This window comes from Clostridium punense, assembly GCF_017874425.1.
In the GTDB taxonomy this organism is placed as follows: domain Bacteria; phylum Bacillota; class Clostridia; order Clostridiales; family Clostridiaceae; genus Clostridium_J; species Clostridium_J punense.
This window is the reverse complement of sequence record NZ_JAGGLL010000015.1, coordinates 49,773-64,976: the sequence shown is the minus strand read 5'-3', so window position 1 is coordinate 64,976 and position 15,204 is coordinate 49,773. Positions and strand designations below refer to the sequence as shown.

Here is a 15,204-nt window from a genome sequence, read left to right as displayed (position 1 = left end):
CCTAATTATTTAGTATCATTTAAATGGTTAGGAATGCTCACAATTAATATCTTAGTAATTTTATTCGTATAATTAGTAAAATTATGACATACTTTAGAATCAATATGGGCACAATCACCAGGATATAAGTTTTGTCTCTCATTATTAATAAATAAAGTTAGAATACCTTCTAACACATAGATAAATTCTTCTCCTTCATGATGAAAAGAAGATAATTCCTCATCGCTAGAGTTAGGTAATATTTCTATAAGCCTAGGTAACATAGTTTTATCGTTTATGCTATTTGACAAAACATAATTTACATATAAGCAGTTATCTATGTTATATACTTCCCTTTCATAGCTTCTTTGAATAACTCTTTCTTTTCTCTTAGCGCTTGAAAAGAAATAAGAAAGTTCCACCTCAAGAGCCTCTGCTATACTCAAAAGTGAATCCGTAGCAATACTAGTAAGCCCTCTTTCAAGTTGAGAAAGAAATCCTGTAGATAAATTAGTTTTTTCGCTTAACTCTTTTAGAGTCATTTTTTTTTGGGTTCTTAATTCTTTAACTTTACTTCCAATAACTTTATTCAATGTATCTCCACCTCTTTAGCTGTATGATTATTTTAAACTTATTTAATTTAAGTTATAAGGATTATGTTTATTATATGCTTTTGATAAAACCTCAATCTCTAAATAAGTATTTTCTACATATATTACTGTATACTTTATAAATCTATATTAATTATTATATATAATAAACCTTTAATATAATAATTATTACCTAAAAGTATATAAATTGTCTATATAATATTTACATTTAAGTTTATTAACATTTTTAACTTAATGTTAAAAGAATAAATAAAAACTAAAAAACATTTCAAGTTTAATTTTATAAGTAAATCCTCTCTTCACTTAGATTATGCAGTTCTAAAGAGGTTTCTCTATATAGCAAAGCCATGTATAATAGATCAATTTAATCTCTATTTATACATGGCTTTCGCATTATTGAAGACTTTTATACATTATGCAATAAATCTTTTTGATATTGGAATTTTAAATTAATAACTTATAACTATTTTATCCTAATGCTACATCTAAAACCATCATCACAACAAAGCCCATTATAGTAGCTATAGTTGCTAAATCTGTGTTCCCGCCCAACTGCGACTCTGGGATTAATTCTTCTATTACAACAAAAATCATAGCTCCTGCTGCAAATGAAAGAGCATAAGGTAGTAAGGATCTCATAGCCATTACTGCTACTACTCCTAATACTCCAGCTATTGGTTCTACAATACCTGATGCTTGCCCATAAACAAAACTTTTTAGCCTTGAAAATCCTTCTCTTCTTAAAGGTAAAGATACCGCTGCCCCCTCTGGAAAATTTTGAATTCCAATTCCTATAGCTAAAGCTACAGCACTAGCTATACTTGCAGTTGGAAGCCCTGCAGCTACAGCACCAAAAGCTACACCCACTGCTAATCCTTCTGGAATATTATGAAGAGTTATTGCTAGAACTAGTAAAACACTTCTTTTCCAGCTGGTTTTTATCCCCTCAGCTTCTTCTGTTTTAAACCCTACATGTAAATGAGGAAGAATTCTATCCACTGTAAGCAAAAATATTCCTCCACCGATAAATCCTACAGCAGGTGGAAGCCATACTATTCCTCCTGCCTCACTAGCCATTTCGATAGCTGGTGCTAAAAGGGACCAAAAGCTTGCTGCAATCATAACTCCTGCTGCAAACCCCATCATTGCGTCTAAAAGCTTTTTATTTATATTCTTGAAGAAAAATACCAGTGCCGCACCTGCTGCTGTAACCCCCCAAGTAAATAAAGTTGCAAGTAATGCCTGAAATATAGGATTCAGGCTTAAAAACCACTCCATAAAACCACCTCTTTTTATTATCCTAGGTATGAATTTAATGAAACAAATTATCCATTAGTCATCTGAAAATAAGTCATAACTCAAAATAGCCAGTCATACTGCTTTATTTATTTTTTAAGTTACCTTAATCTAACTTTTAGTGAAATTGTCACTACTATATCCTATTCAAAATTTATAAAGTGGTTATTATTTTTTATTTATCTTGTTTAGACTTTATGTTCAAATAATGTTAAAATATATGTATAAACATATTTTAGTATCTGAATAATTCTTATCAACTATAAAATCTAAAACTTATTACATGGGAGCATACAATTATGAAATACTTATTTATAATAAACCCTGTTGCAGGTAAAGGTAGAGGATTAGAATATATTAGTAAAATTGAAGAATACTTTAAGAATAAAGATGCAGAGTTTCATATAAAATTAACACAATATAAGGATCATGGTGAGGAAATTGTAAAAGAGTTCTGTTCTAATGGCATTTACCATGTATTTGCTATTGGCGGTGATGGTACTGTAAATGAAGTTCTAAACGGTTTAGTTGGTACTAGTAGCTTCCTTTCTATTATTCCTTGTGGTACTGGGAATGACTTTGTTAAAACTCTCTATGAAAATGTGAAACTTGAAGATTATCTTCATTCGCTAATAAATGGAATATCTTGTTCTATTGACTTAGCTTCAGTGAATGGGCGATACTATCTTAATATCTCTTCTGTTGGCTTTGATGCTGAAGTAGCTTATAATGCTAGAAAATTTAAATACAATAAATATTTCCCTAATAGCCTTTCTTATTTAACTAGCATTTTTTATACTGCTTTTAACTTCAAGTCAATGGACTTAAAAATTTTAGTAGACAATAATCATATAACCCAAAAAACCTTTCTTTTTGCAGTATCCAATGGTAAATGCTACGGTGGTGGAGTATTTATCACTCCCGAGGCAAATATTATTGATGGAAGCCTAGATATATGCAGTGTGAAAAAGGTTACTATTTTGAAGCTACTGATATCTTTAAAAAAGGCTTTTGATGGGAATATTAAAGATATCAAAGAGGTTTCTTATCACAACTGCAAAAAAGCTATTATATCTTCTCCAAAAGAGTTTGCATTAAACGTAGATGGAGAACTTCTTAGAACAAATCATGCTGAGTTTTCCGTAATTCATAAGGGATTAAATGTAATATTGCCACAAGAAAGTTTACTCTGGAATTCTTCTTTAGAAGATGCTATTAACTTATAGTTCTTTAAGCTCTTGGTTCTTACCAAGAGCTTTATTTTCTCTAAGGTATTTGAAAATAAATAACAAGTCAAAGATGTGAAGGATATTTTTAGTTCATAAGCAAGCTTATGTTCATAAGCAGGCTTATGTTCACAAGCAAGCTTGTGCGACAAGGAAACAGGTTTCGCAGATAGTAGAGCTATCTAAAGGTTCTGTTGACGCAGTATAACTCAAACTAGACAAACATACTAACTTATTTATTTTTTTGAAAATGCCTAAATCTATTAGATTACCTTATAAGAAGCTGATAACTTGCAAATAATAGTAAATAAGCTTACAATATAACAATAACTAAAGGACAAGGTAATAAATATGAATAAAAAAACATTTGAAGATTTTAATTTAAATCCCAATATTATAAAGTCTGTAAAACTACTTGGCTATGAGAACCCTTCCCCTGTTCAAAGTGAAGTAATTCCTACTGCACTAAAGGGGCAAGATGTAATTGTTAAGGCTCAAACCGGAAGTGGTAAAACTGCCGCCTTTGCAATTCCTATCTTGGAAAACTTAGAGATAGAAAAAAATGCAGTTCAAGCTCTTGTGCTTACTCCAACTAGAGAGCTTGCAGTTCAAGTTACTGAAAATTTCTCTACCCTAGGTTTATATAAAAGAATTAATGCAGTTTCAATCTATGGAAAACAGCCAATAAGCATACAAAAAACCAAGCTATCTCAAAGAGTCCATGTAGTAGTTGGTACCCCTGGGCGAACTATGGATCATATAACTAAAGGAACCCTAAACCTAGAACAAGTACGCTACCTAGTGATAGACGAGGCTGATGAAATGCTAAATATGGGTTTTATAGAACAGGTAGAGGACATAATTAAAAAAGTTCCTAAAGCTAGGCAGACTCTAATGTTTTCTGCCACCTTATCAGAAGAAATTCAAAAACATATAGTAAGGTACATGAAAAATCCAGAGGTTATTGAAATTACGCCTGATAAACTAACAGTAGAAAAAATTAATCAACGTTGCTACTTTATAAATGAGATTGATAAATATAAACTACTAAAAGATTTAATTACTGTGGAGGCTATGGAAAAATGTATCCTCTTCTGCAGAACTAAGAAAAATGTAAGTGATTTAGCATCAAAAATGAGAGCTTCTAATTACTCTGTCACAGAAATTCATGGAGACATGGTTCAACAAGATAGACTCAGCGCTCTAAAAGCTTTCAAAGAGGGGGAATATTCCTTCATTGTAGCAACAGATGTGGCTTCAAGAGGTATAGATGTAACTGGAGTTAGCCACGTTATAAACTATGATATACCTTTAGAACTTGAGGCATATGTTCATAGAATCGGTAGGACTGGAAGAGCTGGAAACTTGGGTGAAGCAATAACTTTTGTAACTCCTTATGAAGAAAAGTTCCTAAAATCCATTGAAGAGTTTATTGGTATGGAAATCCCAAGAGCCACACCGCCTTCTAAGGAAGAAATAGAAAAAGCACCTCAAACTCAAGTAAGACCTATAATTAAAAAAACAAATACTTCACCTAAGGAAGTATTGAAGCTATACATAAATGCTGGAAAGAAAAAGAAAATTCGCAGAGGAGATATTGTAGGCGCTTTGATAAACAGCGGTAATATTCCCAGCGAATCCATAGGAGTAATTGAAGTATTTGATAATTATAGCCATGTAGATATTTTGAATGGTGATGGACCTAAACTTTTAAAAACCATGAAGGAATTAAACCTTAAGGGAAAACCTACAAAAATTCAAAGAGCAAGAAATAATTAAGCAAAGTATAAATAACATAAAGGCCCTGCACTAATAGAGAACTATTTCTTCTATTTATGCAGGGCTTTGCTCATATAAAATTGACGAATATTTATTTCATGATTCTCTTTTATTTTATATCTTCTTTAATCAAAGCCTTACACAAAGAGATAAAGCCTAGGATTATAATTATAATAAACGGAAAAGCTGCTACAATAGCCATAGCTTGCAACCCCTGCAAGCCACCTGAAAGTAAAAGTCCAACGGCTAACAATGCCTCAACTAGTCCCCAAAGCACCTTCTTTTTATTTGAAGGATTTAAATTACCTTTTGAAGTGAACATTGCCAAAACAAAGGTAGCTGAGTCTGCTGAGGTTATAAAGAATGTACAAAGTAAAACCATGGTTATAATTGATACTATACTGCTAAAAGGATAATAACTTATAATCTTAAAAAAAGCTGTCTCAGGAACCAACGCAATAGATTTTAAAGTTTCTACACTTATAACTCCTCTTATTCCAAGATTTGTACCTAAAGTACCAAAGATAGAAAACCATATAATAGAAGCTAAGGTAGGTGCTCCAATAACCCCCACTATAAATTGTCTTATAGTTCTCCCCTTAGAAATTCTCGCAATGAACATTCCTACAAAAGGTGTCCAGGATATCCACCAAGCCCAGTAAAATACAGTCCATTGACCTAGCCACTCTTTATGCTGTAACCCCTGTAGTTGCACACTTGTACCTGCGAAACTTTTAAAATAATTATAAGTTTGTTTTACTAAGTTTTCTAAAATTTGTCCAGTTGGTCCTATTATAAAGCATATGAGCATTATTCCAAAAGCTAAAAATAAATTTATATTGGATATAATACTAATACCTTTCCCTATACCACTAACTGCTGTAAAGATAAACATAGAAGTAACTACAGCTATAATAATCAATTGTACTCTTATATTTTCTGGTATATTAAAAATATAATTAAGCCCACTATTAATTTGCATAGTACCCATTCCTAAAGAAGTAGAAACCCCTGACACAGTTGCAAATACAGCAAGAAAGTCAATTGTTTTTCCTATTAATCCCTTTGATTTTTCCTCTCCTATAAGAGGAATAAAAATACTACTTATTAAAGCTGGTGTATTCTTTCTAAATTGAAAGTAAGCAATAGAAAGGCCTACAATACTATAACTTGCCCAAGGGTGAATTCCCCAATGCATAAAAGAAGTTATAAACGCAAAGTTTAGCGATTCCTCAGAGCCTGCTGTGATACTTCCTAAAGGAGATGTAAAGTGAAATATTGGTTCAGCAACGCCCCAAAATACTAATCCTATCCCCATTCCAGCACCAAATAGCATAGCAAACCAGCTACCAAAGGTATATTCAGGCTCACAATTTTCTGAGCCTAACTTTATATTTCCAAACTTGCTAAAGGCTATAATAAAAGAAAAAATAATAAAAAGATTCATAGATATCAAATAAGCTATTGCAAATTTGTCATTTATAAACTTCATCATAGTATTAAAAATAGTTCCAATTGTAAACTTACCTGTAGCACTAGCTAATAAAATTAAGACTACTAAAAATAAATATAAAAATAATAAAGCATTTCTTTTTAATAATTCCATTTTTACTTTATAAACTTCTGACTTTAAATATTTATTCATGTGTACAACTCCAACTTCTTAAATTATGGTTATAAACTTTCATAGTGAAGGATTAATTTATTCATTTTTCAAAAGTCATAAGGTAATTAAGATTAGATTCATACTTAACTTAATCCTTGATTTAGCTCCTATAGAAAAGCCATGTCACATTAACTATTACTCTCAACCAATAGTAAGGCGAATGTAAAGCAGAAATCCATACTTCTATAGCTTATATCTCTTACTCATCACTAAATTACTTTTCCCCATCATTTGCTAACTAAATCTCATTTACCCTTCTATTTTACACCATACTACCCTTAAGTTAATATAATTCTCATAATTATTTAAATTTAATTTATGCAATCATTTCAAACTCTATTTTACTGCAAGTAAAATCTATGTTAAATAATATTAAATACGTAAAAACCCTATTTTATTAAGATAGTAAATTGTGTTATAATAGACGCTATATATATTATGGGAAAAGGGGATAATTCTTATGACTAAGTCAGCAATAGAAAAAAAGGAAATGATGATTTCATTTGTTAATGCGACAAAAAAACTTATAGAAGAAGAAGGAATTGAGAATGTAACAGCTAGAAGAGTAGCTCAACTAACAGGGTATAATGTAGCTACTGCCTACAAATATTTTAACAACTTAAACCATGTAATCTTTTTTGCCAGCATGAAATATTATAATGATTATATTCATGATTTACCTAACTATATTAAAGAAACAAATTCTTCACTAATAAATTATTTAGAAATCTGGAGATGTTTCTCTATTCATGCCTTTAACAATCCAAAAATATTTAAATCTTTATTTCTTGACCAAAACCCTCATAGTGTACAGGATACAATGAAACAATACTATGAGCTTTATCCTGATGATTTTAGAGAATTGCCACAGGTGCTTCTTCCAATGTTAAGTAAGGATTGTATCGTAGACCGTGATATTGCTATTCTTAAAGTTTGTGTGGACGATGGTTATATAAGAAAAGAGGATTTAGAGATATTAAGTAAATCCATAGTTATTTTCTTTGAAGGTTTATTAATGAAGGTTACAAATAATATTGATGGTTATAATAAAGACCATGCTCTTGAAATTATTCTTACTTATATAAAAAATAACCTGCATTATTATAACTTAAAAGCTAAAAATATGCTTCCTGAGTTTGCAGAATTACAATAAAATTTACTCTTTGTATAATAGTTAATATTTACTTTATAAATAAACTATACCCTGTAATAAGATGTATTTAAAAATACACTTTATCACAGGGTATAGTATTTTATTTCTTCAATCTTTATTTTCTATTTAGGCATCTTCAAAAAATAATTAAGTCAATCTGCTCGTCTATTTTCTGCTATACTGCGTCAACAGAACCCTTTGATAGCCCCACTATCTGCGGAACCTGTTTCCTTGCCTGCACAAGCTTGCTTGTGAACACAAAATAGCCTTCACATCTTCGACTTATTATTTATTTTCAGATGCCTTACATTTTTATTATTGGTTGCTTCATTAATAATCTCTCCTACTTAATTTAGTAAATATGGCTTTAAAGTTCTCAGTGTATTCTTGAAATTTTAAACCTATCTATAAGTTCTTAACATATTCTTGGTAGCATTACTCCTTCTAACTCTCTAAGTACGTGCTTTCCACCATGACTATTTTCTAAAACAACCTTTTTATGCCCTTCTGTAACCTCTCCAATAATAGCAGCATTTTTGTATTTTTCATCCTTATTCAACTGCTGTACTATATCAATAGCCATAGGCCCATCTGCTATCAAAACCATTACTCCTTCTGATGCTAAATAATATGGATCTAATCCAATAATTCCATTTAAAGCTTTTACTTCCTTTCTAATAGGAATTTTATACTCTAAAATATTTAATCCTACACTATACTTTGAGGCAATTTCATTAAAACATTGTGCAACGCCTCCCCTAGTAGGATCCTTTAACAGTCTTATATATTCCCTGTAGTCCCAAAGCACAGAAATTAAGTCATTTAATGGTGCTACATCACTTTTTATATCACCAATAACTTCTAATCCATATCTACTACTTGCAATTGCTGTTCCATGTTCTGCAATATTTGAGGTTATAATTATTTTATCCCCTGATTTAATAATATCCTTCAAACTATGGGCAATGATTCCTATTCCTGAAGTATTAATGAAAACACCATCCACTTTATCCTTTTCTACTACTTTAGTGTCTCCTGTTACAATTGTAACCCCTGCTTCTTCTGAAGTTTTTTTAATTGAAGCAACTATTTCCTTTAAAGCTTTAAATGAAAAACCCTCTTCAATAATTAAACTTAAACTAATATACTTAGGAATTGAAAAGGAAGTGACTAGATCATTTACAGTACCAGAAATACAAAGTCTTCCTATATCTCCCCCGGGAAAAAACAGAGGATTTACTACAAAAGAATCAGTTGTGAAGGCTATACTTTGAGTTTCAAGGCTTAAAACTGCTGCATCCTTATCCTTAAGTAGGTTGTCATTAGAAAACTCCTTATAAAATAGTTCTTTTATCAACTGCTGAGTATGTTTTCCACCTTCACCATGGACTAAACTTATAGTATCCATACTTATCCGTTGCCAAACCCTTATAAAGCTTGTTTAATTCTCTGTTCAATGTATCCGATTTTACTAAAGCCAGCTTTTCATTTGATATAACACTCCGAGAACTTAAATTCCCATACAACGCATGGGACATATATAAGGTTACTATAACGTTGGCAACTTCCCCCCTTCTTATTTGTAAATTCTTATTATATTTTTATAAACTTGTACATTTTTTGTTATCTGCTAAAATCTCCTCATAACTAAATAACAAAACAAATACTGCTGAAAAGCCATTTTTAAAATGTCGTTGATTCCTAACTAAAATTATTGTAGAATTTTTTCTCAAAAACTTCTAACCCCCAAATTTATAAGCGCAATAACAAGCACCCTCCATAGATACCATACAAGGACCAATAGGATTTTCGCTATTACATGCCTTTCTAAAAAGACTGCATCCATAAGGTGTAGTCTTGCCCATGATTACTTCAGAACACTTGCAACCTAAAATATTATTACTATTATCCAAACTATTTTCACTTAATCCAAACTTACCTATAGCATTAAGCTCTCTGTACTTATCTTTTATAACTAATGCTGACGCCGGAATACTTCCCATACCTCTCCATAATCCAGTTTCTAGTTGGAAAGTTTCTTTTAAAGTCTCTTTTGCCCTTTCATTACCTTGAAATGAGACAAAGGACTTGTAAACATTATAAAGATTTATATCTTTCTTTTTTTCCTTATCCATATCTATACATTGCTTAGTAATGTAATATATGGATATTAAAATATCTTCTAGAGTAAAACCAGCTATAACTCCCGGTATTTTTGTATTAGTAAATAAGCCTCTAAACTCACTCTCCCCTAGTATAACTGCCACATTACCCGGAAGAATAAGTCCATTAATAGAAGTTGTTTTTATAAGTTTTTCTATAATTGGAGGCATAACCTTAATAGAAGTATAAAAATAAAGATTTTTTATTCCTTCTTCATAAGCTCGTTTAATTATGGTTGCAATTAAAGGTGCCGTAGTCTCAAAGCCTATGCCTAAGAACACAAATAACTTATGTGTATTTTCCTTGCAAATTTCTATAATGCTACTAACAGAATAAATTAGTTTTAAATCTACTCCATTCTTTCTTTCCTCCCAAAGGGAAGTGCTACTACCTTTAACTTTTGCAATATCTCCAAAGGTTATTATAGTAGCTCCAAGCCTTGTCATAGCTATAGCATTATCTATAAAACTTATGTCTGTAACACATATAGGACACCCCGGTCCTGATAATAACCTTATATTTTTAGGAAGGATTTCTTTTATTCCATTTTCATATATGATATGAGTGTGGGTGCCACAAACCTCCATTATACTTATTTCTTTACTTTCCATTTCTCTGCTTAGATTATTTATCTTATCTATTAAAAAGTTTATGCTATCACGCATTAGGACCTCCCTCAAACTCATAGTATATTTGGTCTATGGTTTCTTGAAGAAAGCTATGATATTCCTCATCAACCTTTTGTATCCCAAAGCCTCCATGTATTAAAATATAATCTCCCTCTTTAGCTTCATCTATTAAGCTTATATCTACTTTCATCTTTATATTTCCTATATCCACCACGGCGCTACTTTCTTTAAGTTCTAATATTTTTCCTGATACTGCTAAACACATAAAATCACCCTTCAAGTATTTCTTTAGCAACTGCTAGTTGCCCCACTGAAATTCCCCCATCATTAATAGGTACTTTTTCATTGAACCAGACCTTAAATCCATCCTCTTCTAAGCCATAACTTACTTTTTGTAGTAAATATCTATTTTCAAAAACTCCTCCACTTAAAACTACAGCGTCAAGTCCTGATTTCTCTCTTATTCTATTCACCATATCTACCGTTATATTAACTAATGTATTGTGAAATTTGGTTGATATCTCAGCTGAGGGAATTTCTCTTTGTATATCTATAATGATGTCTTCAAAAGTTGGTATAATATCTACCTTCCTATACCAATCATCATTAGAAATCTCATACCTATACCCAGCTTCTATTCCTTCAACAACTAGAGCCTCTAGTTCTATAGCACCTTGTCCATCATAACTTATGTCCTGTCTAACACCTAGTAGAGAAGCTACTGCATCAAAAATTCTTCCTACACTAGAGGTTTCATAACAATTAATAGCCTTATCTAGAGCCCTGTAGTGGTTACTTACATAGATTTCTGCTTCCCGCTTACTTAGGATTTTTTCTAAATGCTTTTTTATTTCTTTTACAGCATAATCTCTTATACTCTCATTATTTATTTTAGTTAGGAAGCTCAAAGCTATTTTATATATGTTTTTCGTAGAACTATCTCCGCCTTGAATCTTTATATAACTATATTGGCCAACCCTTTTAAAGCTTTTTCTATCTCCTATTAGAAATTCTCCTCCCCATAGGTTTCCATCTTCTCCATAGCCTACTCCATCATAAATAACTCCAATGACCTTTTGGTTTATGTTATGCTCTACCATAGCACTTACCATATGGGCAAAGTGATGCTGTACTTCTATTTCCTTTAAACAGCTTTCTTTTATATAATCTCTTACAGCAAAGTCTGGATGCTTATCAAGTACTATATAACTAGGTTTATAGTTAAGAAGTTTCTTTAAATGGTCTATATTATGAACATATTCCTTGTAAACTTCTAAATTCTTTAAATCTCCCCCATATTGACTCATTAAAGCTATACCATCAACACTTAGAGCGAAAGTATTTTTCATTTCACTCCCTGTGGCTAAAATATTTCCCTTTGCCGATAAATCTATGTAATAAGGTGCATAACCTCTTCCCATCCTGCTGATGATTAATTTATTGTTTACTACCTTTGTAACTGAGTCATCAATAGGCATATTTATAGCTCTATCATTAATTAGAAAATAGTCCGCCACCTGTCCTAATTTTTTAAAAGCGCTCTCATTGTCATATTCAACAGTTCCTCCACTAAGATTTCCACTAGTCATAACTAAAGCTTGTAACTCTTCTCCAAAGATTAAATGATGTAGTGGTGTATAAGGGAGCATTATTCCTAAATAATTCATCTTCGGTGCAACATTCTCAGCAATAGGCCTTAAACTTTTATTCTCTTTTATTTTCAATAGAACAATAGGAGCAGCAGGAGATTTTAAAACTTCTTCATCTTTAACGCTAACCTGTACATATCTTTTTATGGTTTCCATATCCCTCATCATCAAAGCTAAAGGTTTATCAGGTCTATTCTTTCTTTTTCTTAGGTTATCCACTGCAATAGCATTGAATCCATCACAACATAAGTGAAATCCCCCTATACCCTTTATTGCAATTATATTTCCAGCTTTTATTAGAGCTCTTACATATTCAAGCTCATTATCACACTTTATAACTTCTCCCCTATTATCAATAAGGGTAAGCACAGGTCCACAATGAGGGCATGAGATTGTTTGAGCGTGAAACCTCCTATTCTCAGGACTTTCATACTTATCTCTACACTCCTTGCACATCTCAAAAACATCCATATTTGTAGTTTCTCTATCATAAGGAATATTGTTAATAATTGAGTATCTAGGTCCACAATTGGTACAACTAGTAAAAGGATACTCATACCAAATAGATTTCTTATCCTTTATTTCTTTAATGCAATCCCCACATATTGCAATATCACTTAATAAGTACTTTTTTCCTGTCTCTCCTTTATTACTACTTTTTCTTATAGTGAAATCCCTATAGTTAACTACACTTTCCCTTACACTTGTTATATTTCTTATTCTACTCATTGGTGGAGGATTTTTTGCTACTTCTGTAAGGAAGTTTTTTATATTTCTCCTTTTTCCCTCTACATCGAAAATAAGGGATGAGCCATCGTTACTCACCCATCCCCTTAAGTTATTCTTTATTGCTAGGTTATAAACATAAGGCCTAAAACCAACCCCTTGAACTATTCCATATATTTTTACAACATATCTGAATAACAACTAAGCTTCTTCCCCCTCTATATAGTCTATTTTAGCTGTAAGCTCTGGAACATCTCCGCAAACTACTATAACAGTAGTATCGCTATCTATATACTCTTCACATAATTCTACTAAATGTTCTCTTAAATGAGGCTGAGTTATGTGGCTATTTTCATTAACCATAAATGCTACAGTTTGTATCCTATTAAAATTATTATCCCTACATATGTCTTTAAGAGTTTTTATTATATTTTGCATAAGAAATGAGTCATGCATTTAGCTTACCTCCTCAACCTTCAATTTAATTTCATCTAAAACCTTCATCTTAATCTGCTGAAAGTCCTTACTTAACTCCTCACTTAGCTCTAGTCCAAAATCGATTTCCCCTGCCTCCACAGTAATAAGCGATCCTTTTATATTATCAGTAGGAAAACAGCTTAATATTTTTACTAAGCTCATCTGGTGCATAGAATAACCCTTATGATTAAATTCTTTCAACTTTCCTAAATCAAAGGTACAAACCTCCCCTGGATTTATCCCAAGAAAGCTAGAATCTACAATAATAACATAGTCCCCTGGGTTTATACAATTTAAGGTATATTCTATATCTGTTTCCCCAATAATAACCTGTGTTTTTAAATTATTTAAATCTTCTTGAAGCTCTTCTAAAACCTTTATACCAATAGAATCATCTTTCATAATCCTATTTCCAATGCCAACAACCTTAATATCCATTACACCACCCTTATTTCTACTAAAGAAATTTTATTTGATACTACATGAGTTCCACAGGACACACATGGATCAAAGCTTCTTACTATCCTGCCTATTTCAACAGGATCATTTGGATTATCTATAAAGGTTCCAATTAAAGCTTGCTCAACAGTCCCTTTTACCCCCGCAGAGTCAGTTGGTGATAAATTCCATCCACTTGGAGTTATGATTGTATACTTGTCAATCACCTTATCTCTTATTCCAACAAAGTGGGCTAAAGCACCTCTTGTAGTGTCATGAAGATCGAATCCTAGTGCTTCTCTAGGCATAACAAATCTCTTAAAACTTAAAGGTTCAACCTTCACCCTTCCAAGGAGTTTCCTAATCCCTTCTGCTACTTCTTTTGCTTCAAGAACTCTTGCCACAAGTCTATTCATAGTTGAACTTTTTTGCCTATATAAACCTGAAATATACATTCTAGCTAAAGGCCCTACTTCCATGGGCATTCCATCATATCTTGGTGCCTTAATCCAACTATACCCTGTAGGTTTTTGTGGATTAGCTTGCCAGTTATCATTTTCCACCCCAAACTGTTCTCCTTCAGCTGAGTACCAGCTATTATAAATATTTTGTGTTATTTTACTTGGATCAATTTCCAATTCTTCACCATTATTTAAAATTATTCTTCTTGGTACATACCTTATATCAGCATAACTATCAAAAAGACCATAGGACATAAAATTTCCACTACTTGCTCCAATTTCATAATACTCTTCATAATATTTTCCTATAGTATTAACATCATCAATCATTCTGTTCTCTATAAAATCTATCATATCTGCTACTATGCCTTGTGCTTCTAATACCTTCTCAGCATTTACAGTTGAAGTTACCCCTCCTACAAAAACACCATGGGTATGTGGAGCCTTTCCCCCTAGAATGGCTAGCAGCTGATGAGCCTTTTTACTTACTTCAATAGATAAAAAGTAATCCTCTCTTAGTCTTTGACTTTCCTTTTCTGGAATTCTATAATCCTTATTTTCCACCGTAAATACTGGATCTACTCCTATATTCCCTACATAGTCAGGAAGTACAAATTGATAAAAGTGCCTCAGATGATTTTGAATAAATTCACTGCTATGCATTATATCCCTTAGTATTCTTTCATTTAGCGTTGGGATAACATTTAAAGCATTTTCTAATGCTCTAGCAGATACTAATCCGTGAGCTGTAGAACATATTCCACAGATTCTTTCTGTAAAATAAATTGCATCAGTGGGAACTCTCCCCTTTAGCATTTTTTCAAATCCCCTAAACATCATTCCTTGACTCTTGGCATCTACCACCACATTATTCTCAATTTCCACTTCAATTTGTAAATAACCACTTATTCTAGTAATGGGATTTACTATTACCTTAGTAGCCAAAAACCT

Annotated in this window: 14 protein-coding genes; 3 read left to right on the top strand and 11 right to left on the bottom strand. The window is 32.0% G+C overall.

Annotated elements, in window-relative coordinates; genetic code table 11:
• Positions 1-5: 5 nt before the first annotated feature.
• Positions 6-572: a helix-turn-helix domain-containing protein gene (locus J2Z44_RS10685; protein ID WP_021284267.1), complete on the bottom strand. Its 567-nt coding sequence runs from the start codon at positions 570-572 to the stop codon at positions 6-8.
• A 486-nt stretch (positions 573-1,058) separates the two neighbouring features.
• Positions 1,059-1,868 carry a ZIP family metal transporter gene (locus J2Z44_RS10680; RefSeq protein WP_021282829.1) on the bottom strand — a complete coding sequence of 270 codons (810 nt, stop codon included), beginning with the start codon at positions 1,866-1,868 and terminating at the stop codon, positions 1,059-1,061.
• A gap of 317 nt (positions 1,869-2,185) precedes the next feature.
• On the opposite strand from J2Z44_RS10680, the gene J2Z44_RS10675 reads away from it, so the two are divergent.
• Positions 2,186-3,112 (top strand): diacylglycerol/lipid kinase family protein, encoded by a 927-nt coding sequence (locus tag J2Z44_RS10675; protein ID WP_021282830.1) that lies wholly within the window; start codon positions 2,186-2,188, stop codon positions 3,110-3,112.
• A gap of 351 nt (positions 3,113-3,463) precedes the next feature.
• On the top strand, positions 3,464-4,891 hold the full coding sequence (locus J2Z44_RS10670) for a DEAD/DEAH box helicase (RefSeq protein ID WP_209649561.1): 1,428 nt from the start codon (positions 3,464-3,466) through the stop codon (positions 4,889-4,891).
• A gap of 109 nt (positions 4,892-5,000) precedes the next feature.
• Here the strand turns inward: J2Z44_RS10670 and J2Z44_RS10665 are convergent, their stop codons facing one another.
• Positions 5,001-6,536 (bottom strand): BCCT family transporter, encoded by a 1,536-nt coding sequence (locus tag J2Z44_RS10665; RefSeq protein ID WP_209649560.1) that lies wholly within the window; start codon positions 6,534-6,536, stop codon positions 5,001-5,003.
• A 481-nt stretch (positions 6,537-7,017) separates the two neighbouring features.
• On the opposite strand from J2Z44_RS10665, the gene J2Z44_RS10660 reads away from it, so the two are divergent.
• Positions 7,018-7,710 carry a TetR/AcrR family transcriptional regulator gene (locus J2Z44_RS10660; RefSeq protein ID WP_021283978.1) on the top strand — a complete coding sequence of 231 codons (693 nt, stop codon included), beginning with the start codon at positions 7,018-7,020 and terminating at the stop codon, positions 7,708-7,710.
• A gap of 415 nt (positions 7,711-8,125) precedes the next feature.
• Here J2Z44_RS10660 and hypE read toward each other — a convergent pair whose 3' ends face one another.
• The 8 genes from hypE to J2Z44_RS10625 form a co-directional block, all read right to left on the bottom strand.
• Positions 8,126-9,118, bottom strand: a complete 993-nt coding sequence (hypE, locus tag J2Z44_RS10655; RefSeq protein WP_209649559.1) for a hydrogenase expression/formation protein HypE — start codon at positions 9,116-9,118, stop codon at positions 8,126-8,128.
• A 193-nt stretch (positions 9,119-9,311) separates the two neighbouring features.
• Positions 9,312-9,443 carry a hypothetical protein gene (locus J2Z44_RS21820; protein ID WP_278245297.1) on the bottom strand — a complete coding sequence of 44 codons (132 nt, stop codon included), beginning with the start codon at positions 9,441-9,443 and terminating at the stop codon, positions 9,312-9,314.
• A gap of 6 nt (positions 9,444-9,449) precedes the next feature.
• Positions 9,450-10,538, bottom strand: a complete 1,089-nt coding sequence (gene hypD / locus J2Z44_RS10650; RefSeq protein ID WP_021283731.1) for a hydrogenase formation protein HypD — start codon at positions 10,536-10,538, stop codon at positions 9,450-9,452.
• Complete coding sequence (locus J2Z44_RS10645; protein ID WP_021283730.1) at positions 10,531-10,767, bottom strand: HypC/HybG/HupF family hydrogenase formation chaperone; 237 nt, start codon at positions 10,765-10,767, stop codon at positions 10,531-10,533. Before J2Z44_RS10645 ends, hypD begins: the two co-directional genes overlap by 8 nt.
• Before the next feature lie 4 nt (positions 10,768-10,771).
• Entirely contained in the window at positions 10,772-13,078 is a 2,307-nt protein-coding gene (hypF, locus tag J2Z44_RS10640) for a carbamoyltransferase HypF (protein WP_021283729.1), read from the bottom strand.
• Positions 13,079-13,333: a hypothetical protein gene (locus J2Z44_RS10635; protein ID WP_021283728.1), complete on the bottom strand. Its 255-nt coding sequence runs from the start codon at positions 13,331-13,333 to the stop codon at positions 13,079-13,081.
• Positions 13,334-13,792 (bottom strand): hydrogenase maturation protease, encoded by a 459-nt coding sequence (locus tag J2Z44_RS10630; protein ID WP_021283727.1) that lies wholly within the window; start codon positions 13,790-13,792, stop codon positions 13,334-13,336.
• Positions 13,792-15,198 carry a nickel-dependent hydrogenase large subunit gene (locus tag J2Z44_RS10625; RefSeq protein WP_021283726.1) on the bottom strand — a complete coding sequence of 469 codons (1,407 nt, stop codon included), beginning with the start codon at positions 15,196-15,198 and terminating at the stop codon, positions 13,792-13,794. The genes J2Z44_RS10630 and J2Z44_RS10625 overlap by 1 nt, the downstream gene beginning before the upstream one ends.
• Between the last annotated feature and the right edge of the window lie 6 nt (positions 15,199-15,204).

Bases quoted from the DNA above. Each gene is read 5' to 3' on its own strand.
- J2Z44_RS10680 (WP_021282829.1), bottom strand. From the start codon at position 1,868: ATGGAGTGGTTTTTAAGCCTGAATCCTATATTTCAGGCATTACTTGCA.
- J2Z44_RS10675 (WP_021282830.1), top strand. From the start codon at position 2,186: ATGAAATACTTATTTATAATAAACCCTGTTGCAGGTAAAGGTAGAGGA.
- J2Z44_RS10670 (WP_209649561.1), top strand. From the start codon at position 3,464: ATGAATAAAAAAACATTTGAAGATTTTAATTTAAATCCCAATATTATA.
- J2Z44_RS10665 (WP_209649560.1), bottom strand. From the start codon at position 6,536: ATGAATAAATATTTAAAGTCAGAAGTTTATAAAGTAAAAATGGAATTA.
- J2Z44_RS10660 (WP_021283978.1), top strand. From the start codon at position 7,018: ATGACTAAGTCAGCAATAGAAAAAAAGGAAATGATGATTTCATTTGTT.
- hypE (WP_209649559.1), bottom strand. From the start codon at position 9,118: ATGGATACTATAAGTTTAGTCCATGGTGAAGGTGGAAAACATACTCAG.
- hypD (WP_021283731.1), bottom strand. From the start codon at position 10,538: ATGCGTGATAGCATAAACTTTTTAATAGATAAGATAAATAATCTAAGC.
- J2Z44_RS10645 (WP_021283730.1), bottom strand. From the start codon at position 10,767: ATGTGTTTAGCAGTATCAGGAAAAATATTAGAACTTAAAGAAAGTAGC.
- J2Z44_RS10635 (WP_021283728.1), bottom strand. From the start codon at position 13,333: ATGCATGACTCATTTCTTATGCAAAATATAATAAAAACTCTTAAAGAC.
- J2Z44_RS10630 (WP_021283727.1), bottom strand. From the start codon at position 13,792: ATGGATATTAAGGTTGTTGGCATTGGAAATAGGATTATGAAAGATGAT.